Annotated in this window: 17 protein-coding genes; 11 read left to right on the top strand and 6 right to left on the bottom strand. The window is 60.5% G+C overall.

Annotated elements, in window-relative coordinates; all coding sequences use genetic code 11:
• Positions 1-8: 8 nt before the first annotated feature.
• Both ACSQ3F_RS15100 and ACSQ3F_RS15095 read left to right on the top strand, forming a co-directional pair.
• Positions 9-326, top strand: a complete 318-nt coding sequence (locus tag ACSQ3F_RS15100) for a hypothetical protein (RefSeq protein WP_436100968.1) — start codon at positions 9-11, stop codon at positions 324-326.
• 55 nt (positions 327-381) lie between these two features.
• Positions 382-2385 (top strand): ASKHA domain-containing protein, encoded by a 2004-nt coding sequence (locus ACSQ3F_RS15095; RefSeq protein ID WP_436102159.1) that lies wholly within the window; start codon positions 382-384, stop codon positions 2383-2385.
• A 33-nt stretch (positions 2386-2418) separates the two neighbouring features.
• Here ACSQ3F_RS15095 and ACSQ3F_RS15090 read toward each other — a convergent pair whose 3' ends face one another.
• Entirely contained in the window at positions 2419-3303 is an 885-nt protein-coding gene (locus ACSQ3F_RS15090) for a LysR substrate-binding domain-containing protein (RefSeq protein WP_436100967.1), read from the bottom strand.
• 121 nt (positions 3304-3424) lie between these two features.
• Between ACSQ3F_RS15090 and ACSQ3F_RS15085 the strand changes: the two genes are divergently transcribed.
• The 6 genes from ACSQ3F_RS15085 (at position 3425) to ACSQ3F_RS15060 (ending at position 10326) form a co-directional block, all read left to right on the top strand.
• Positions 3425-3670: a hypothetical protein gene (locus ACSQ3F_RS15085; protein ID WP_436100966.1), complete on the top strand. Its 246-nt coding sequence runs from the start codon at positions 3425-3427 to the stop codon at positions 3668-3670.
• A gap of 177 nt (positions 3671-3847) precedes the next feature.
• Positions 3848-5665: a sensor histidine kinase gene (locus ACSQ3F_RS15080; RefSeq protein WP_436102158.1), complete on the top strand. Its 1818-nt coding sequence runs from the start codon at positions 3848-3850 to the stop codon at positions 5663-5665.
• A complete protein-coding gene (locus tag ACSQ3F_RS15075) occupies positions 5662-7017 on the top strand; it encodes a sigma-54-dependent transcriptional regulator (protein ID WP_436100965.1) in 1356 nt (451 codons plus the stop codon). Before ACSQ3F_RS15080 ends, ACSQ3F_RS15075 begins: the two co-directional genes overlap by 4 nt.
• A gap of 203 nt (positions 7018-7220) precedes the next feature.
• Positions 7221-8204: a tripartite tricarboxylate transporter substrate-binding protein gene (locus ACSQ3F_RS15070; protein ID WP_436100964.1), complete on the top strand. Its 984-nt coding sequence runs from the start codon at positions 7221-7223 to the stop codon at positions 8202-8204.
• 145 nt (positions 8205-8349) lie between these two features.
• Positions 8350-8811, top strand: coding sequence for a tripartite tricarboxylate transporter TctB family protein (locus ACSQ3F_RS15065; RefSeq protein WP_436100963.1), 462 nt, complete (start codon positions 8350-8352; stop codon positions 8809-8811).
• A 9-nt stretch (positions 8812-8820) separates the two neighbouring features.
• Complete coding sequence (locus ACSQ3F_RS15060; protein WP_436100962.1) at positions 8821-10326, top strand: tripartite tricarboxylate transporter permease; 1506 nt, start codon at positions 8821-8823, stop codon at positions 10324-10326.
• A gap of 174 nt (positions 10327-10500) precedes the next feature.
• Here ACSQ3F_RS15060 and ACSQ3F_RS15055 read toward each other — a convergent pair whose 3' ends face one another.
• Positions 10501-10671, bottom strand: a complete 171-nt coding sequence (locus tag ACSQ3F_RS15055) for a hypothetical protein (RefSeq protein ID WP_436100961.1) — start codon at positions 10669-10671, stop codon at positions 10501-10503.
• Between the two features lie 563 nt (positions 10672-11234).
• Here ACSQ3F_RS15055 and ACSQ3F_RS15050 point away from each other — a divergent pair.
• From ACSQ3F_RS15050 to ACSQ3F_RS15040, 3 genes are read left to right on the top strand one after another with little or no spacing between them, the layout of a single operon-like run.
• Positions 11235-11438, top strand: a complete 204-nt coding sequence (locus ACSQ3F_RS15050) for a hypothetical protein (protein WP_436100960.1) — start codon at positions 11235-11237, stop codon at positions 11436-11438.
• A 54-nt stretch (positions 11439-11492) separates the two neighbouring features.
• The gene (locus ACSQ3F_RS15045; RefSeq protein ID WP_436100959.1) at positions 11493-12017 is read left to right on the top strand and encodes a hypothetical protein; all 525 of its coding nucleotides are present in this window, start codon (positions 11493-11495) and stop codon (positions 12015-12017) included.
• Positions 11956-12900, top strand: a complete 945-nt coding sequence (locus ACSQ3F_RS15040) for a GlxA family transcriptional regulator (protein ID WP_436100958.1) — start codon at positions 11956-11958, stop codon at positions 12898-12900. Before ACSQ3F_RS15045 ends, ACSQ3F_RS15040 begins: the two co-directional genes overlap by 62 nt.
• A gap of 51 nt (positions 12901-12951) precedes the next feature.
• On the opposite strand, the gene ACSQ3F_RS15035 is transcribed toward ACSQ3F_RS15040, so the two are convergent.
• The 4 genes from ACSQ3F_RS15035 to ACSQ3F_RS15020 all read right to left on the bottom strand — a co-directional run bounded on the left by ACSQ3F_RS15035 (position 12952) and on the right by ACSQ3F_RS15020 (position 18615).
• A complete protein-coding gene (locus ACSQ3F_RS15035) occupies positions 12952-14196 on the bottom strand; it encodes a GGDEF domain-containing response regulator (protein ID WP_436100957.1) in 1245 nt (414 codons plus the stop codon).
• A 310-nt stretch (positions 14197-14506) separates the two neighbouring features.
• Positions 14507-15340, bottom strand: coding sequence for a response regulator (locus ACSQ3F_RS15030; protein ID WP_436100956.1), 834 nt, complete (start codon positions 15338-15340; stop codon positions 14507-14509).
• A gap of 149 nt (positions 15341-15489) precedes the next feature.
• Positions 15490-15753, bottom strand: coding sequence for a hypothetical protein (locus ACSQ3F_RS15025; protein WP_436100955.1), 264 nt, complete (start codon positions 15751-15753; stop codon positions 15490-15492).
• A 300-nt stretch (positions 15754-16053) separates the two neighbouring features.
• Entirely contained in the window at positions 16054-18615 is a 2562-nt protein-coding gene (locus ACSQ3F_RS15020; protein WP_436100954.1) for a GcvT family protein, read from the bottom strand.
• Positions 18616-18646: the final 31 nt, after the last annotated feature.

Genomic DNA, 18646 nt, shown 5'->3' with positions numbered 1-18646 from the left:
ACAAGCCCGTGAATGCCGATCTCCTCGATGAATTCGCCGTCCTGTGGTTCCAGGCACCCCTCGTAATGTCCAGCCGCCTGCAGGATTTTTCCTTGTTCGGCGGTTCAAACGAAATGGGCCGAATGGTGACCGAGAAACTGGCGGCCGCGATGGAAAGCGTCTCTGCCGTGAATGTGGCGCTCGTGAAGGAAGGCATTACAGCGGCTGCGGCCTTTGCGACGGGAACCAGCGCCGGTTTGGCCGGCGCTTCCGACCGCGTTGCGGTGGCGGCGCTGAAACCATATGGCGAGCGGGTCCGCGCCAACGTGCTGCGCCTCAGCAAATAGGAATGATTTGACCGTGTCGGCCCAGGAAAACAAAAGCGATCCCCTCGTCCTGTTCATGCCCTCCGGCAAACGCGGCCGTTTTCCCGTCGGCACGCCGATCCTTGATGCTGCGCGTTCGCTCGGGGTCTACGTCGAAAGCGTCTGCGGCGGTCGTGCCACCTGCGGGCGCTGTCAGGTGTCGGTTCAGGAAGGCAATTTTGCCAAGCACAAGATCGTCTCCTCGCTCGAAAACATTACCGTCAAGGGGCCGAAGGAAGAGCGCTACGAGAGCATTCGCGGCCTGCCGGATGGCCGCCGCCTTTCCTGCTCCTCGCACATCCTCGGTGATCTCGTCATCGACGTGCCGCAGGACACGGTCATCAATGCGCAGGTCGTGCGCAAGGCCGCAACCGATCGGGTGATCGAGCGCAATGCCGCCGTCCAGCTCTGCTATGTCGAGGTCGACGAACCCGACATGCACAAGCCGCTCGGCGATCTCGATCGCCTGAAGGTCATGCTGGAAAAGGACTGGGGCTGGAAAGACCTTCTCATCGCGCCGCATCTGATCCCGCAGATTCAAGGCATCCTCCGCAAGGGAAATTGGGGCGTTACGGCCGCGATCCATCGCGATATGGATAGCTCACGCCCCTTCATCGTCGGCCTCTGGCCGGGCCTGAAGAACGAGGCCTATGGCATTGCCTGCGATATCGGCTCGACGACGATCGCCATGCATCTGGTCTCGCTCTTGTCGGGCCGCATCGTCGCCTCCTCCGGCACGTCGAACCCGCAGATCCGCTTCGGCGAGGACCTGATGAGCCGCGTCTCCTATGTGATGATGAACCCCGACGGCCGCGAAGCGATGACCAAGGCGGTGCGCGGGGCCGTCAATTCGCTGATCGGCAAGGTCTGCGAGGAAGGCGAAGTCGACCGGCACGACATTCTCGACATGGTCTTCGTCGGCAACCCGATCATGCACCATCTCTTCCTCGGCATCGACCCGACGGAGCTCGGCCAGGCGCCGTTTGCGCTCGCCGTTTCAGGGGCTCTGCAATATTGGGCGCATGAGATCGATATCGACGTCAACCGCGGCGCCCGCCTCTATATGCTTCCCTGCATCGCCGGCCATGTCGGCGCCGATGCGGCGGGTGCCACGCTTGCCGAAGGCCCCTATCGCCAGGAGCGGATGATGCTTTTGGTCGATGTCGGCACCAATGCCGAAATCGTGCTGGGCAACAAGGATCGCGTCGTCGCAGCCTCGTCCCCGACCGGTCCCGCCTTCGAAGGCGCAGAGATTTCCTCGGGCCAGCGCGCGGCACCGGGTGCGATCGAGCGCGTGCGCATCGATCCGCAAACGCTGGAGCCGAAATTCCGCGTCATCGGTGTCGACAAATGGTCCGACGAGGAGGGTTTTGCGGAAGCAGCCGCAGCCGTTGGCGTCACCGGCATTTGCGGCTCGGCGATCATCGAGGTCGTTGCGGAGATGTATCTCTCGGGGATCATTTCGGAGGACGGCGTGATCGACGGCGCGATGGCGGAAAAAAGCCCGCGCATCATCCAGAACGGCCGCACGTTCTCCTATCTGCTCCACCAAGGCGAACAGCGCATCACGGTGACGCAGAACGACGTGCGCGCCATCCAGCTCGCCAAGGCAGCGCTCTATGCCGGCATCAAGCTCTTGATGGAAAAGCTCGATATCAATCATGTCGATACCATTCGCTTCGCCGGCGCTTTTGGCTCCTTCATCGATCCCAAATATGCGATGGTTCTCGGGCTCATTCCCGACTGCGAACTCTCCGAGGTCAAGGCCGTCGGCAACGCCGCCGGCACCGGCGCGCTGATGGCGCTGCTCAACCGCGACCATCGCCGCGAGATCGAGGAAACCATCAAGAAAATCGAGAAGATAGAGACGGCACTTGAATCGAAATTTCAGGAGCATTTCGTCTACGCGATGGCGCTGCCCAACAAGGTCGATTCCTTCCCGAAACTGGCTGAGGTCGTCACCTTGCCGGAACGCAAGATGCTTGCCGACGATGGCGGCAGCGAAGGTGGCGGTAGACGCCGGCGCCGCAGCCGCGAGTAGGAGGGCGGCTCCTGAGCGCCGCCCTTGGCTGAACTATTGCAATCCGACGAAGGCGGTCCGGACATGTTCCGCGACCGCCAGGACCGGCGCCGAGGCGTTGTCGATCACCTGCAGGCCGATATTGTAGTGGCCCAGCTCCGGCAAGCGTTCCGCCTCGCCGAGCGCGACCAGATCGCCCTGGACCAGATAGCGCGGCAGTGGCGCAATCGCGAGATCCGCCTGGATGGCCGCACGCTGGCCGGTCGTGTGGGCGCTGAGGAAGGCGATGCGGAACTTGCGGCCGGCTCGGGAAAGCTGTTCCACCGCATCGGCGCGCCAGACGCAGCCATCCTCCCACATGGAGATCGGCAAGGGATCGCGCGTATGCGCCGTGCCGCATTTCGTACCGGCCCAGACGAGCTTCTCGGACACAAGGATTTCCCCGCCGCCGGTATTTTCACCGGCCATGCTGTTGAAGATGGCGATATCCATCCGGTGTTCGTCGACGCGCTTGCGCAAGGCACCGCTGTTGCCAATCGTCACGTCCACCGTGACATTCGGATAGGATTCGGAAAAGCGCTTCAGCACTTCGGGCAGAATGCGCTCGCCGATATCTTCGGGCGCGCCGACCCGCACGACACCGTTCATGTCCGGCAGCAGGAAGCGCGAAACGGCCTCGTTGTTGAGCGCCAGCATGCGCCGCGCAAAGCCGAGCAGCACCTCGCCCTTCGGCGTCAGCGACACGGAACGTGCATCGCGCAAAAACAGAACGCAGCCAAGCATTTCCTCGAGTTTCTTGATCTGCATGGAAACGGCTGACGGCGTCCGGTAGACGGTCTCGGCGGCCGTGGTGAAGTTCCCTGTCTCGGCAATGGCGACGAAGGTTTTCAGGATGTCCAGTTCGAGAAGCGGGAGGACATGCCGCAGCATCATGTTCATGGTGAAACCTCACGGATCAGATTTTCTGAATGATACCATTACTTCATTTCGTTTGATTGAACCTCATGATGGCGCGATAGTCAAGTTGCAAACATCGAAGACGTGACGAAAGGAGCTTCCCATGTCCCTGCAACACGACACGACGACGACCCGGACGAATGCCGTCAGCTTGCGCGCCGGCGGTTTTACATTCGCAATGCGCCAAATGTTTGCGCCTCTTATTCACCAGGTAAGCGAGGGGCGCCGCGCTCGCAAGATCGAAGAAACGCGCAGAGCAACTGAGCGCGAGATCGCCAGCCTGCCGGCCAGCCTGCAGCAGGACTTGGCCTTCGCCGATGGCACTGTTGGCGAAGGTCGACGGTCCTGATCACCCCATGGCGAATGAGAATCATTGCCCTTTCACCGGGCTCGCTAAGCCGCGCCCGGTGACGCACAAGCGGATGGCCAATACAACGGCTCTTGGAAACGACGGCATTGACCTCTAAACTCTTATTCCGGCTGCATGAAGGCCGCCGGAAGGAACGAGGGAGGAGCCTTGCTGTCCGTGAAATATCGCCTTGTCCTGGCGTTTTGCCTGATTCCCGCCCTCCTCTACGCTGTGATTTTTCAGGGCGGAGCGCTGGCAACGCGAAGCTACATGAATGAAGCATCGCTTCAGGCGGGCTCGGCCTTGCGCCTAGCGGTCTCGGCATTGAGCGGACATCTCAGCCGCTACGAACCCCTGCCGGCGCTAATCGCCGATCATGACGGCATCAAGAACCTGATCGCGCATCCGAACGACAACTCCCTGCGGGAGGCTGCGAACCTCTACCTGAAAGAGATCAACACGCTGCTCGAATCCTCCGACATCTACGTGATGACGATGGATGGAAGCACGATTGCCGCCAGCAACTACGATCAGCCGACAAGCTTCGTCGGCCAGAATTTCAGCTATCGGCCCTATTTCCAGGAAGCGGCCAAGGGACACCAGTCGCGGTTTTACGCGCTCGGTACAACCTCCCTGAAACGCGGCTACTATTTCGCCTCGCCGATCCTTGTCGAGAACCGGATCAACGGCGTCATCGTCTTCAAGGTCGATATCGATTCCATCGAAGCCTCCTGGCGCGGCGGCGAATACAAGATCTTCGTCTCCGACCCCGAAGGCATCATCTTCATGACCGGCAGCCCGGAATGGCTCTATTCCAGCATCCTGCCGCTGAACGCCGAACGGCTGCAAAGGACGCAGGCGTCGCGGCGCTATGCCGAGGCGGTCCTGAAACCCCTTCCGATCAAGCGCAGCAGCCTCGAAGACCACCAGCTGATGACCACGAACGATCCCGGCGGGCGGGAATATCTGGTGCTGTCGCAATATATGCCGGAAGCCGACTGGACGGTGAACGTCCTGATGGACACGGCCTCTGCACGCACCCAGGCGCGCACCACCATCGTCGCCATCGTGCTGTTTCTTTGCCTCGCAGGCCTTGCGCTTGCCATTTTCCTCCAGCGGCGAGCCCGGCTGGAGGAGCGCATGCGCATGCAGCTTGAAGCGCGCAACGAGCTGGAGCACCGGGTGGAAGAGCGCACAGCCGATCTCGCCCTCGTCAACCGGCGCATCGAGGAGGAGATTGCCGAGCGGCGGCTGACCGAGCAGGAATTGCGCAAGACCCAGGCCGATCTCATCCAGGCGGGCAAGCTCGCCGGACTTGGCCAGATGTCGGCGGCGCTGAGCCATGAACTCAACCAGCCGCTGGCCGCCGCCAAGACCTATGCCGACAGCGCCGCGATGCTGATCGACCTCGAGCGCGTCGGCGAAGCCCGCGACAATGTCCGGCGTATTTCCGGCCTGATCGACCGTATGGCCTCGATCAGCCGGCACTTGCGCAATTTCGCGCGCAAGCCGAACGAGAAGCTTGGGCCTGTGGCGCTCGATGCGGTGATGGCCGACACTTTGGAAATCGTCGCTGCACGCTTGAAAACTGCCGATGCCGATCTGCAGATCGATCTGGCGGATATACCGCTGGTCAAGGCTGGTTCCGTTCGCCTGCAGCAGGTTCTCGTCAACATCATTACCAACGCCGCGGACGCAGTCGAAGGCTTAGCCGACCGGCGTATCCACGTTTCAGCGGAGCATGGTGATGGAAGAGTGATCCTGACGATACGCGACCATGGCCCCGGCGTGCCGGCGGCGATCGCCGAGCGCATCTTCGACCCCTTCTTCACGACCAAGGGCGTCGGCAAGGGCCTCGGCCTCGGCCTCTCTATCTCCTACAACATCATCAAGGATTTCGGCGGCAGCCTGTCCGTCTCGAACCATCCCGAAGGCGGCGCCGTGTTTCGCATCGAACTGGAAGCCGCCACAGTGGCGCAGGAGGCTGCCGAATGAGCGAATCCCGTGTCCTACTGGTCGATGACGAAGAGGAAATGCGCCATTCCACCGCGCAGGCGCTGGGTCTGTTCGGGCTTGACGTCGATACGTTTTCCAGCGCCGAGAATGTGTTGGAACTGATCGGTTATAGTTTTTCCGGTGTGGTGGTCAGCGATATCCGCATGCACGGCATGGACGGCATGACCCTTTTGCAGCGCATCCGCGAGGTGGATGCGGAAATCCCGGTGATCCTGGTCACGGGCCACGGGGACGTCCAGCTTGCCGTCAAGGCGATGCGCGAAGGCGTCTACGATTTCATCGAAAAGCCCTTCACCGCCCAGCATCTGGCCGCCATCGCCCGTCGCGCCATGGACCGCCGCAGCCTCGTTCTGGAAAACCGCCGCCTGAGGGCGGTGGCCGGCAAGCGCGACGATATCGAGGCGAGGCTTCCTGGACGGACGCAGGTCATGGTCGAACTGCGCTACCGGCTTCGTGCCATCGGCGCCACCGACGCCGATACGCTGATCATCGGCGAGACCGGCGTCGGCAAGGAAGTGGTCGCGCGCGCCCTGCACGATATCAGCGCCCGCGCCGACCGGCCGCTGATCGCCATCAACTGCGCAGCACTTCCGGAAAACCTGATCGAAAGCGAACTCTTCGGCCATGAAGCCGGCGCCTTTCCCGGCGCGCTTCGCCCCCGCTATGGCAAGTTCGAGCATGGCCGCGGCGGCACCATCCTGCTCGATGAAATCGGCTCCATGCCCTTCGACCTGCAGGCGAAGTTTCTGCGCGTTCTGCAGGAACGGGTGATCACCCGCCTGGGGTCGAACGAGCCCGTGCCGCTCGACGTTCGCTTCATCGCCACCAGCAAGGTCGATCTCGAGGCGGAAGTCGCCGCCGGCCGATTTCGCGCCGACCTGCTCTACCGGCTGAACGTCGCGACGCTCCACGTGCCCTCGCTGGCGCAGCGAAAGGCCGATATCCCGCTTCTTTTCCTCCAACTGGTGCGGGAGGCGGCGGCGCGGTACATGCGAAACGACATAGATGTGCCGCCGGAACTGGTGACCGAGATCGCCGAACGAACCTGGCCGGGCAATGTTCGCGAATTGCGCAACGCTGCAGACCGGCTTGTGCTCGGCCTCGATCCGAAACCGGAAGAGACGCCGGCCCCCGCAGAGCGCCAGCGGTTGGCAGACAAGGTGGCAGCCTACGAGCGTGGCATTATCGCGAGCGCGCTGGCGGCCCATGGCGGCAGTTTGCGGCCCGTCTACGAGCAGCTCGGTATCTCGCGAAAGACGCTTTACGAGAAGATGCAGCGATACGGCCTCGACAAGAAGATGCCGATCACGGATGACGATTACGTCGTTTGACCGAAATTGGGTGGAAATCCACCCATCGGAAACGGCAATTGTTTCCAATCTCACCCATGGTGCACCGCACGCATCGAGAAAAAGGAACGAATGCCTCGGCGAAACCGTTGCTCCCTTTCTGATATCGGTCGCAAATGACGCATCCAGAATCGGCGCGGGAGGAGCTGCGCCACCTGGCCACATATTCATCTGGGAGGACTTCGATGAAAATCTTCAAAGCCATGCTTGGCATGACGGCTCTTGCTGCCGCTTCGCTCATTTCCGTTTCTGCAAATGCCCAGACCTATCCCGAGCGGACGATCACCATGGTCGTGCCCTTCTCGGCAGGCGGACCGACAGATACGGTCGCCCGTCTCGTCGCTGAATCCATGTCGAAGGATCTCGGCCAGCAGATCATCGTCGAAAACGTCGGCGGCGCCGGCGGAACGCTCGGTGCCGGCCGCGTCGCGCAGGCCGATCCGGACGGCTACACGGTGCTCTTGCACCATATCGGCATGGCGACCAGCGCCACGCTTTACCGCAAGCTCGCCTATGACACGCTGAACGCCTTCGAATATGTCGGCCTCGTCACCGAGGTGCCGATGACCATCGTCGCTCGCAAGGATTTCGAGCCGACGGATCTCAAGGGCCTGATCGACTACGTCAAGGCCAACAAGGACACGGTGACCGTCGCCAATGCCGGCATCGGTGCCGCCTCGCATCTCTGCGGCATGATGTTCATGAGCGCCATAGAGACACCGGTTGTAACCGTCCCCTACAAGGGCACCGGCCCGGCGATGACCGATCTGCTCGGCGGTCAGGTCGATATCATGTGCGACCAGACCACCAACACGACCAAGCAGATCCTCGGCGGCACGATCAAGGCCTATGCTGTGACCTCGCCTGCGCGTCTGCCCGTCCTGCCGGACGTGCCGACGGCCGCCGAGGGCGGTCTTGCAGACTTCCAGGTCGGCATCTGGCACGGCGTCTATGCGCCGAAGGGCACGCCGACGGAAGCCGTCGAACGCCTGTCGAAGGCCCTGCAGGTCGCGTTGAAGGACCCGAACGTCGCCGCCCGTTTCGCCGAGCTCGGCACGGTACCGTCCTCCGAAGCCGACGCAACGCCAGCCGCCCTGAAGGCCAAGCTCGAAGGCGAGATCGCCCGCTGGAAGCCGGTCATCGAAGCGGCCGGCCAATACGCCGACTGACCCCGTTCCCGTCATGGCAAGGGCCTGACACGTCTTGCGCCTTCCTCCTTTCTCGGGAGGAAGGCGTCCGTTTACCTCTCTTTTCTCGGATATCCTTTCAAGAGATGATAAACGTTGACGGCTGGGCCGATTTCACGGAGGCACTATGAAATCCTTATCGCTCGACACGACCAATGCGCTGTGCGGCGCAATCCTCATCGGCATCGGCGGCTTCTTCACCTATCAATGCCTCGGCCTTGAGCTCGGCACGGCGCTGAGAATGGGCCCCGGCTATTTTCCGCTGGTGCTTGCCATCATCCTGACCCTTCTCGGCTTCGTCGTCCTGGTCCAGGCGGCGCGCGTGCATGGCGAACCGCTCGGGCCGATCGCCTGGCGCGGCATGCTGTTCATCCTGCCGGCACCGATCTTTTTCGGGCTGACCGTGCGCGGCCTAGGCTTCGTGCCGTCGCTGTTCTTCACGGCGCTGATCGCCTGCTTCGCCTCCCACCGCATGAAGCCGCTGACCGCGATCGTGCTCTCGATCGCGCTGACGGCGTTTTCGGTTGCCGTGTTCAGCTACGCGCTCGGCCTGCCCTTCGAACGTTTCGGCCCCTGGGTCAGATTCTAGGACATCATCATGGACCTTTTCAGCAATCTCGCACTCGGCTTCGCCACCGCCGCTTCGCCCGAAAACCTTTTGTTCTGCCTGATCGGCGTGCTGCTCGGGACCCTGATCGGCGTTCTGCCCGGCATCGGCGCCACGGCGACGATCGCCATGCTTTTGCCGATCACCTTCCAGCTCGAGCCGGTCTCCTCGCTGATCATGCTCGCCGGCATCTACTACGGCGCGCAATATGGCGGCTCGACCACCGCGATTCTCATCAACATGCCGGGCGAATCCTCCTCCGCCGTAACCGCGATCGACGGCTACCAGATGGCCCGCAAGGGCCGGGCTGGTGCTGCCTTGTCGATCGCCGCTCTCGGCTCGTTCTTCGCCGGAACCGTTTCCACCTTCCTGGTGGCGATCTTCGCCATTCCGCTGACCGGCATCGCGCTTCAGTTCGGTGCTGCCGAATATTTCTCGCTGATGATCGTCGGCCTCGTCTCCTCGGTCGCGCTCGCCCATGGCTCGATCGTCAAGGCACTGGGCATGGTGGCGCTCGGGCTGCTTCTCGGCCTCGTCGGCACGGACATCTATACCGGCACGCCGCGCTTCACCCTCGGCATCCGCGAATATGCCGATGGGCTGAACTTCGTCGCAGTCGCCGTCGGCGTCTTCGGCGTCGCCGAAATTCTGCGCAACCTGGAAGGCGAGAAAACCCGCACCGTGCTCATGGCCAAGGTCAGCGGCTTGTTGCCGACACGTGACGATTTCAGGAAGATGTGGGCACCGGTCGTGCGCGGGACCGTCATCGGCTCAGCGCTCGGCATCCTGCCGGGCGGCGGAGCCATCCTTGCGGCTTTCGCCTCTTACACGGTCGAGAAGCGACTTTCGGATACGCCGGAAGAATTCGGCCATGGCGCGATCGCCGGTGTCGCTGGACCGGAATCAGCCAACAATGCCGGTGCGCAGACATCGTTCATCCCGCTCTTGACGCTCGGCATCCCGGCCAATCCGGTCATGGCGCTGATGGTCGGCGCGATGATCATTCAAGGGATCGTGCCCGGCCCGAACGTGGCTGTCGAACAGCCGGCGCTGTTTTGGGGCATCATCGCCTCGATGTGGATCGGCAACCTGATGCTGGTCGTGCTCAACCTGCCGCTGATCGGGCTTTGGGTGAAGCTGCTCACCATCCCCTATTACGTGCTTTTCCCGATCATCATGGCCTTCTGCTCGATCGGGGTCTACAGCGTCAATTCCAACGTCTACGACCTCTATGCCGTCGCCTTCTTCGGTGTTGCCGGTTACCTGCTGGTCAAGCTGCGTTGCGAGCCGGCGCCGCTTCTGCTCGGCTTCGTTCTCGGGCCGCTGGTGGAGGAAAACCTGCGGCGGGCGATGATCCTGTCGCGCGGCGATCCGATGACGTTCGTCACACGGCCGATCAGCGCCGTCCTGCTGTTGATCGCGCTCGCAGTCCTCGTCGTCGTCTTCCTGCCTGCGGTCAAAGCCAAACGCGAGGCGGTCTTCCAGGAAGAGGATTGATCCGCGGTGTCACCTGTAAGCATGGCCGGCGTGCTGGACACACCGGCCATGCGCTCAACGACGCAGTTGAGGTTGCTAAAAACGAAGGTCGCTCTTTCGAGCATCCGCCTAAAATTCAAAAATGTGTCTGAAGTCATAAACTATTGGTGTCAAACGCCATTACCACTGCAAGTATCAGGCGACTTTCGCCCTGCCTTCGTCGTCCTCGATCTGTTTCCTGGTGGTTCCTGTCGATGCCTCTATCATCGCCATGTTGATGATGTAGCTCAGCAGGACATGGCCCTGCTTGTCGGCCAGAAGTTTTGCGGCGCTCAGAAGATCAACGATATGAGGTTGCTGTTTCATTGGGTCCTCTCCCTTGTTTATACTGAACGTCCACATGGTCTGCTGTTTATTTTTCTTTTCAACTGCAGATATTCACCCCTGAAAATTGCCAGTTGATCCACTAAAAAACCCATCTCCGCGCAATTTGACAAATCGAAACACAGCACTAATTGTAATATAAATGGGACAGAAAGTATAAATGACATTCTGCCCAATCTTCAGCGACGCTCAACTCAAACTCTGGAGCGTCGCGTACAAACCAAGATGTCGAAGGGAACACCGCCGCAGGACGCCCTCGATCTGGTCAAGAAGACGATGAAGGCGCAATCGGCGGGCGAAGAGCAACACTTGCCACCGGCCCAGACTCCGCGAAATCAGCCAAAAAGTTCTAAAGGGAACGAGCCGGGAGCCAAGCTATTCCTCTGTTTCCGAGAACCTGACAAAGGCGTTTCGAGCCTCACGAAGCATCATGATATTTGATGCATGAGATCAATTATATTCGCTTGAATGATGAATGGCCTTACGGCATTACTCTTTCATGGTCGCGACCTTTTGAAGCCTCCCAATCAAAAGGAAACCAGAACATGGCATTCTTCAGTCTAGAACATACACCCGATCCAAGGCATTCGTCCTTTGTGTCGACCCTCGCCGGCCTGCGCACCCGCGCCGTTGCATCGTGGCAGCGTCACCGCGCGGAGCGGGCTCTCGAGAGCCTTTCCTATGACACGCTGAAGGACATCGGCTTTCCGTCCGTCGACATGGCCGGCAAGGATACGCCGGCAAAATGACGGATCGGACACCCGCAGCGGCAGGTGACGATCCTCCGTGTCGAACAAATACGAATGACGCATAAAAAGGGCATTTCGATCACGATGACGAAATGCCCTTTTTATTTTCCGGCTACCGATCCGATGCGCTGGCACACCCATTTCGCCATGATCTGTTTCCGACACCTTCGCCACCGCAACGTATGTCGCAAATTGCAAACCGCATATCACAATGCGCATTGGTGGCATTCCCTGCACTCTGCAGGAGCAGGATGGAAATGCGACATTTCTGTCGCCAAGAGCGAAAATACTGGGTATTTTTTAGGACTTTTGCCGATTTTCGCGCCAGACAACTCGATGTCGCAAACATTTATTTCTTTGCAGTCGCTGGCGTCCATGCCAATGTCGTTTTCAGAAAAGCTAGATGCCGCTTTTCCACGTGACAAATGCGACATCCGCGGCGCATGGGACCCTCTCAATGAACAAGCCATTGACCAAAAAACGTTCTCTCGTCTTCTTCCTGGTACCGAACTTTTCCATGCTGCCGTTTTCCGCGGCAATCGAAACACTTCGCATCGCCAATCGCATGCTGGGCTATGAGGCCTATACGTGGCGCCTCGCCTCCACCGACGGCACCCAGGTCCTGTCGTCGAGCGGCATCGGGCTTGAGGTCAACACCTCGCTTGCCGACGAACGCAAGTTCCTCGGCGGCGAGAATCGGCCTTCGATGGTTCTCGTCTGTTCCGGCATCTATGTCGAGGACTTCAACAACAAGTCCGTCAATGCCTGGCTGCGCGAGGTCTACAATCGCGGCGTCTCGGTCGGCAGCCTCTGTACGGGCGCGCATGTGCTGGCGTCAGCGGGTCTGCTGACGGGCAAGCGCTGTGCGATCCACTGGGAAAACCTGCCGGGCTTTGCCGAAAGCTTCCCGCAGGTCGATGTCTATGCCGACCTCTATGAAATCGACAGCAACATCTACACCTGCGCCGGCGGCACCGCCTCGCTCGACATGATGCTGAACCTGATCGACCAGGATTTCGGCGAGAACCTCGTCAACCGCGTCTGCGAACAGGCGCTGACCGACCGGGTGCGCGGCCCGCACGACCGCCAGCGGCTGCCGTTGCGCGCCCGCCTCGGCGTCCAGAACGCCAAGGTTCTGTCGATCATCGAGCTGATGGAAGGCAATCTCTCCGAGCCGCTGTCGCTTCTCGAAATCGCCGACGGCGCCGGCCTGTCGCGGCGCCAGATCGAGCGGCTGTTCCGGCAGGAAATGGGGCGCTCCCCTGCCCGCTACTACCTGGAAATCCGTCTCGACCGCGCCCGCCACCTGCTCGTGCAGTCGGCCATGCCGGTGGTCGAAGTGGCCGTCGCCTGTGGCTTCGTTTCCGCCTCGCATTTTTCGAAGTGTTATCGCGAACTCTACAATCGTTCACCCCAGCAGGAGCGCGCCGAGCGCAAACTCACGCTGCAGGCAGCACGATAAAACACAGGGCTCGATTTCCGGATATGACACGGCGGCGAAACCAGTCGCCGGTCAGGAAACCATGGCCTTGAGAAGGGTCAGTTCGGAAACGATCCGGTTGCGGCCGTCATATTTCGCCATGTAGAGGAACTGGTCGGCGGCGTGCAGGTAGTTGTCGAAGGTTTCCGGTCCCTCGATCGTGGCAAGCCCGATCGATATCGTGATCGACAGTTCCTCGCCATCCGCCATCACCTTGGCTCCGGCGATATCGAGGCGCACGGTCTCGCAGAAGTCATGGGCGGCGGAGACGTCGAGTTCGTTGAAAAGGACGCCGAACTCCTCGCCGCCGAGGCGGGCGAGCAGGTGCTCGTCTCCAGTCAGCGCGCGAAGGCGTTTTGCGACCACCTTGAGGACAAGATCGCCGACCTCATGGCCATAGGTGTCGTTCAACCGCTTGAAGTGGTCGATATCGAGGATGGCGATCGAGGTCGTCCCGCCTCGCCGCAAGCATTGATCGACCATTCTTGGACCGTACTGGAAAAAGTAGCGGCGGTTGTAGATGTCGGTCAGATAGTCCCGGGCGGCAATTCTGTGCAGGGCCTGGATGCGCTTCTGGATGTTGGCGACCTGAAACAGGCGGCCGTTGAACTCCTCGACGAGGAGCGGCTTCTGAATGAACTCCGTGCCGCCACTCTGCAGGAACCTGGCGGCGTGGGCACGATCATCGGAGGCAGCAACAGCGACGACGCTGACAGCGTCCTCGCCATGTCGCTGACGAATTTCGCTGAGCAGACCGTAAGCCGTCATGTCGCAGAGCGCGATATCGCACAGCACCATGTCGATGTCGTCGCAGGTGTCGAGCAGGCGCAGAGCCTCCGCGCCGCTGCCAGCCTCGGTCACGTTGAATTGCTGCTGCCGCAGAAGCGCCAGAAGCTCGGCGCGCGAGGCCTCCTCGGAATCGGCCAAGAGAACATGGGTGCGCGCATTGGTCAGCGCCCGGTCAACAACCGAAATGAGGTGGCTGATGGAATCGGGCCGGTTCTTGATGACGCAATCCACGACATTTCGCGATAGGACGGTCTCCCGAGTCCTGTCATTGAACGACCCGGTAAACACGATTGCGGCGATGTTTCTGGAGATCACATAGTCCAACGCCTCGCAGTTCGGCGCATCGGGGAGATTGAGATCGAGAACAGCGAGGGAAAATTCGCCGTCGCTACCGTCCACAGCACTGCGAAGAGCTGAAAGCGATGAGCAATGGGTGACGGCGAGGCCGTGGACGGTTTCCAGCCCGTATTTGATCACTGTCGAAAACATACGGGAGTCCTCGATGAGAAGCATTCGCCTGCCCGAATGCTTCTGCACGCTGTTTCCCAGCCCCGACACTTTGCGAAAGCTCACGTTCCTGCCAATCCCATATGAGCCGCAGGCGCCGCTATCGCTGAACGCTGGCTCTCAGATATCATTTTTACGATAATGGATGCCATGCGCGGACTGACGCCGCGTTCCATCCTCTCGCTCCGTCACATCATCAAATCCACTTGTGATTGCAAATTCGTTAATTGCTCAGGCCGAACGGCGAAAATCGCCACCCGCGTCCAGAAAATGTTACCCTCGGCGCCCCATCTCAAGCTTTGCGGGCAATTTTTGCACCCAAAGTCTGGATTTTCGTCAATGTGTCGAGGTTCTGGTTCACGCGGCAGTAGAACTCTTCGTTGACGAACGGGCGCAGCATGAAATCGTTGCCGCCCGCCTTCAGGAACCGCGCAGACAGGAGCCGGTTGTCCGAGGAGGAAACACCGATGATCCGCAGTTGATGCGGCCCATAGGCTGCGCGGATGCGACGTGTCAGCTCGAAACCGTCGATATCGGGCATGTTATAGTCAGTGATCACCAGGCCGATATCTGAATGCTTCTTCAGCAGCTCAAGCGCCGCAGCCCCATTTTCGGCCGAACTGGTGCGGAAGTTGTAGCGCTTCAGCTGCGTCGTCAGCAGCGCACGTGCCGTCGGGCTGTCATCGACGATCAGCACGTGATGCCGGTGGTTCGTCAGGAACCGGCAGACGGATTCGGCCAGCATGTCGACGGCGAAAACGCTGTCCTTAATGACATAGTCGACAATATCCTTGGCAAGGATCGTTTCGCGCGTGCTTTCCTGGAAGGTGCCGGTGAAGACGATCGTCGGCACGCTCATGTCGATGAGATAGGACAATGCCTCGCCGTTCTCGGCACCGGGAAGATTGATATTGGAAATGGCAAGCGTTGCCGGAAAGGACGCGTTCTCGACCGAAAACTGCAGATCCTCATAGTCGCGGCAGACGATCACGTCGATGTCGAGAAGCTCCTTGAGCCGCTTGGAGACCATGGCAGAGAAGAGATTGGAGTCTTCTGCAAGCACAATACGATGCTGCTGCAAGGATTCACCGGAATAGTACATTCCGGACACGCCGAAAAATGACATAGATCGCCTATCTGAAAAGATTGTCCCCGAGGCCCAAGCTACGCAGAAAGGTTTTCACAGTCGTTAATTGCTTGCTGAAATACGCGACCAGCTTCAGGCAAAAAGAAAGGCAGCCTGAAGCCGTCTGGTCGTCTCATCGATCCTTGGTATTACTTCACGACGGCCGAACCGTTGACGATCTCGATGGTTTCATCGCCTTGCAGGCCGATGCGGTCGCCGCTCGGCGTCGTGATGAAGCAGCCGCTGGGGCAGATCGATTCCGCGCCGCCGGCACTGATTGCCACTTCCATGCGGCTTTCGCCTTCAACGACAACAAGCACGGCAGCCTCACCGTCCTTGTTGGTCACGGTGGCGGACCATGCCGGAAGAGCCGTGATGACAGTCAAAACACATGCACTTACGAATGTTTTCATTGCCCATCAGCGCCACGGCGCCGCCCCTTTTGGCAGCTCGCGGTTCCGGGCAACATACCCGGACGAGACGAGACACCCCTTCAGCCCGGCTTCAGCGTAACTCACGCCGGAAGAATTGCATGATAAATATTACCGGTCGGCTGAATAGGGGCTGAATGAGCCGACCTGAGCAACGGGCGTTCCGGCAGATGCCGCCGATTGATTTCCAGCGGCGGCGACACCGCAAAAAAGCGCGCCCGCTCGGTTTCGAACGGGCGCGCTGAAGTCGTTGGCAGCTGACCTATCGGACCGCCTGGGATATCAGGTCCGTGGCTTCAGATTTGCCGTGTCATAGAGCGGCTTGTAACCGACGCCGGCCACTTCGACCGGATAGGTCTCGCCGAAATACTCGACCAGCAGCTTGCGACCTTCCTGGCAATAGGACCAGGGAAGATAGGCAAGCGCGATGTTCTTGCCGATGGTCGGGCCATAGGCGACCGAGGTCGTGTAGGAGCGGCGGCCGAGTTCGTCGACCAGCGTCTCGCCGGACGCAGGGTCCATGACCGGCATCGAGCCAACCGGATAGCGGGCCACGCCCTTGGCGTCGACATTGTCGGTCATAATCAGGGTGCAGAGCATGGCCGGCTGGTGTTCGCGGGCCTTGTATTCCAGATGCTTGGCCTTGCCGCGGAAATCCGCTTCCTTGACCTTCGGGCGGGCGAGATCCGCTTCGATGAGGTTATACTGGGTAAGCAAGTCCGCGTTCTGCAGGCGCAGGCTCTTCTCCATGCGGCGGGAGTTGGCGTAGGTCTCGACACCGAAAGCCATGACGCCGGTCGAGCGCAGCGCATCCCAGACAGCGAGGCCGTCCTCGTACTTCATGTGCAGTTCCCAGCCCTGCTCGCCGACATAGGAGATGCGGAAGGCCGTGACTTGTCTGCCGCCGATCTGGATCTGCTTGATCGCGGCGAACGCGAAGTTCTCGGGATCGAGCCCAGCCGGATCGGCAACGACTTGTCTCAGCCTCTCGCGGGCATTCGGGCCCCAGATGCCGATGGTGATGAACTTCTCGGTCACGTCGGTGACAGTGACGTCACGGCCCCGGTCTTCGGCGACGCGGCGCATATAGTGGAAGTCGCGCGGGCCGGCATCGGCGCCGTTGATCAGCCGGCAGCGGTCGGCCATGCGGATGACGGTGAAGTCGGCGCGCACCATGCCCTCATCGTCGAGGAAGTGGGTGTAGATGCCCTTGCCGATATTGCTATCACCGCCGATCTTGGCAGCGCACAGCCATTCCAGAAGCTCGACATGGTCAGGTCCCTCGATGTCCACCATGTGGAAATGCGAGAGGTTGACGATGCCGCAATCCTCGCTCATCGCCAGATGCTCGGCATTCGAGACGCGCCAGAAGTGGCGGTTGTCCCACTCGTTCTCGCGAACCGGCACGCGGTCGCCATACTTCTCCAGCAGGTGCTCGTTGGCGGCATAGCCATGCGCACGCTCCCAGCCGCCGAGTTCCATGAAGTAGCCGCCGAGTTCCTTCTCGCGCTCGTAGAAGGGCGAACGTTTGACGCCACGGCTGGAGGCATAGGGTTCGCGGGTATGAACGGCCGGGAAGTAGATCTTCTGCGCGGCCTCGTAGCAGCGGTTGGCGATGAACTCTTCCGTCAATTGGTGCGGATAGAAGCGCGCATAGTCGATGCTGTTGTGGTCGATCTCGGTACGGCCATCAGTCATCCAATCGGCGATCAGCTTGCCGTAGCCCGGGCCGTCCTTGACCCAGATCGCGACGCAGTACCAGAGGCCGCGCACCTTCTGGCTCTCGCCGCAGGACGGGCCGCCGGCGGCGGAGACCTGCAGCAGGCCGTTGAAGGAGTGGCCTTCGTTATAGCCGAGCTCGCCGAGGATCGGCGTGAGTTCCATGGCGCGCTCGAGCGGCTCGATGATCTGCTCCATGTCGAGGTCGCGCTGCGAGGGCGACAGGCGTGCCTCGTGCTTCTCGAGCAATTCGCGCGGATGGCACATGCGCGGATTGTCCTTCTCGTAGTAACCCCATTCGATCTGGCCACCTTCCGTGGTCTTCGGGTCGCCGGTGTCGCGCATATAGGCGGAATTGCCCTGGTCACGCAGCAGCGGATAGCCGATTTCCTTGCCGGTGCCTTCGAACTCGTTATACGGACCGAAGAAGGTCAGCGGATGATCGACCGGCATGACCGGCAGGTCTTCGCCAACCATCTCAGCGATCAGGCGACCCCAAAGACCGGCGCAGACGATGACGTGATCGGCCATGATCGTGCCGCGATGGGTGACGACGCCCTTGATGCGGCCATTTTCGACGATCAGCGACTGGGCCGGCGTATTGCCGAACATCTGAAGCTTGCCCGACTTCTCGGCAGCATCGACCAGCTTGCCGGCAACCGTCTGCGAGCGCGGAATGACGAGCCCGGCGTCGGGATCGAACATGCCGCCCATAACCTGATCTTCCTCGATCAGCGGGAACATTGCCTTGATCTCGGAAGGCGAAACATAATGGGCGCGGGTGCCGAAGGCCTTGGCGGAAGACAGCTTGCGCTTGATCTCTTCCATCCAGGTTTCGTCGCCGGTGCGCGCCACTTCCAAGCCGCCGATGCGGGCGTAGTGGCCCATCTTCTCGTAGAAATCGATCGAATACTGCGTCGTCCAGACCGAGAGATAGTCGTGGCTGGTCGTATAGCAGAAGTCGGACGCATGCGCCGTCGAGCCGATGTCAGTCGGGATGCCGGACTTGTCGATGCCGACGATGTCGTCCCATCCCCGCTCGATCAGATGATGAGCGATCGATGCGCCGACGATACCGCCCAGCCCGATAATTACGACCTTCGCCTTTTGAGGAAATTCTGCCATTGCGTGGACCCTGATTGAATACTGGAAGCGG

The sequence above is a fragment of the Pararhizobium sp. LjRoot238 genome, from assembly GCF_964252955.1.
Taxonomy (GTDB): Bacteria; Pseudomonadota; Alphaproteobacteria; order Rhizobiales; family Rhizobiaceae; genus Pararhizobium.
Note: the sequence above shows the minus strand (reverse complement) of the source record. Positions and strands in the feature narration are given on the sequence as shown.

Coding starts and splice junctions, on each gene's coding strand:
- ACSQ3F_RS15030 (WP_436100956.1), bottom strand. CDS start 15,340: ATGTCATTTTTCGGCGTGTCCGGAATGTACTATTCCGGTGAATCCTTG.
- ACSQ3F_RS15085 (WP_436100966.1), top strand. CDS start 3,425: ATGTCCCTGCAACACGACACGACGACGACCCGGACGAATGCCGTCAGC.
- ACSQ3F_RS15040 (WP_436100958.1), top strand. CDS start 11,956: ATGCTGCCGTTTTCCGCGGCAATCGAAACACTTCGCATCGCCAATCGC.
- ACSQ3F_RS15055 (WP_436100961.1), bottom strand. CDS start 10,671: ATGAAACAGCAACCTCATATCGTTGATCTTCTGAGCGCCGCAAAACTT.
- ACSQ3F_RS15050 (WP_436100960.1), top strand. CDS start 11,235: ATGGCATTCTTCAGTCTAGAACATACACCCGATCCAAGGCATTCGTCC.
- ACSQ3F_RS15070 (WP_436100964.1), top strand. CDS start 7,221: ATGAAAATCTTCAAAGCCATGCTTGGCATGACGGCTCTTGCTGCCGCT.
- ACSQ3F_RS15045 (WP_436100959.1), top strand. CDS start 11,493: ATGACGCATAAAAAGGGCATTTCGATCACGATGACGAAATGCCCTTTT.
- ACSQ3F_RS15090 (WP_436100967.1), bottom strand. CDS start 3,303: ATGAACATGATGCTGCGGCATGTCCTCCCGCTTCTCGAACTGGACATC.
- ACSQ3F_RS15095 (WP_436102159.1), top strand. CDS start 382: ATGCCCTCCGGCAAACGCGGCCGTTTTCCCGTCGGCACGCCGATCCTT.
- ACSQ3F_RS15020 (WP_436100954.1), bottom strand. CDS start 18,615: ATGGCAGAATTTCCTCAAAAGGCGAAGGTCGTAATTATCGGGCTGGGC.
- ACSQ3F_RS15075 (WP_436100965.1), top strand. CDS start 5,662: ATGAGCGAATCCCGTGTCCTACTGGTCGATGACGAAGAGGAAATGCGC.
- ACSQ3F_RS15060 (WP_436100962.1), top strand. CDS start 8,821: ATGGACCTTTTCAGCAATCTCGCACTCGGCTTCGCCACCGCCGCTTCG.
- ACSQ3F_RS15065 (WP_436100963.1), top strand. CDS start 8,350: ATGAAATCCTTATCGCTCGACACGACCAATGCGCTGTGCGGCGCAATC.
- ACSQ3F_RS15035 (WP_436100957.1), bottom strand. CDS start 14,196: ATGTTTTCGACAGTGATCAAATACGGGCTGGAAACCGTCCACGGCCTC.
- ACSQ3F_RS15025 (WP_436100955.1), bottom strand. CDS start 15,753: ATGAAAACATTCGTAAGTGCATGTGTTTTGACTGTCATCACGGCTCTT.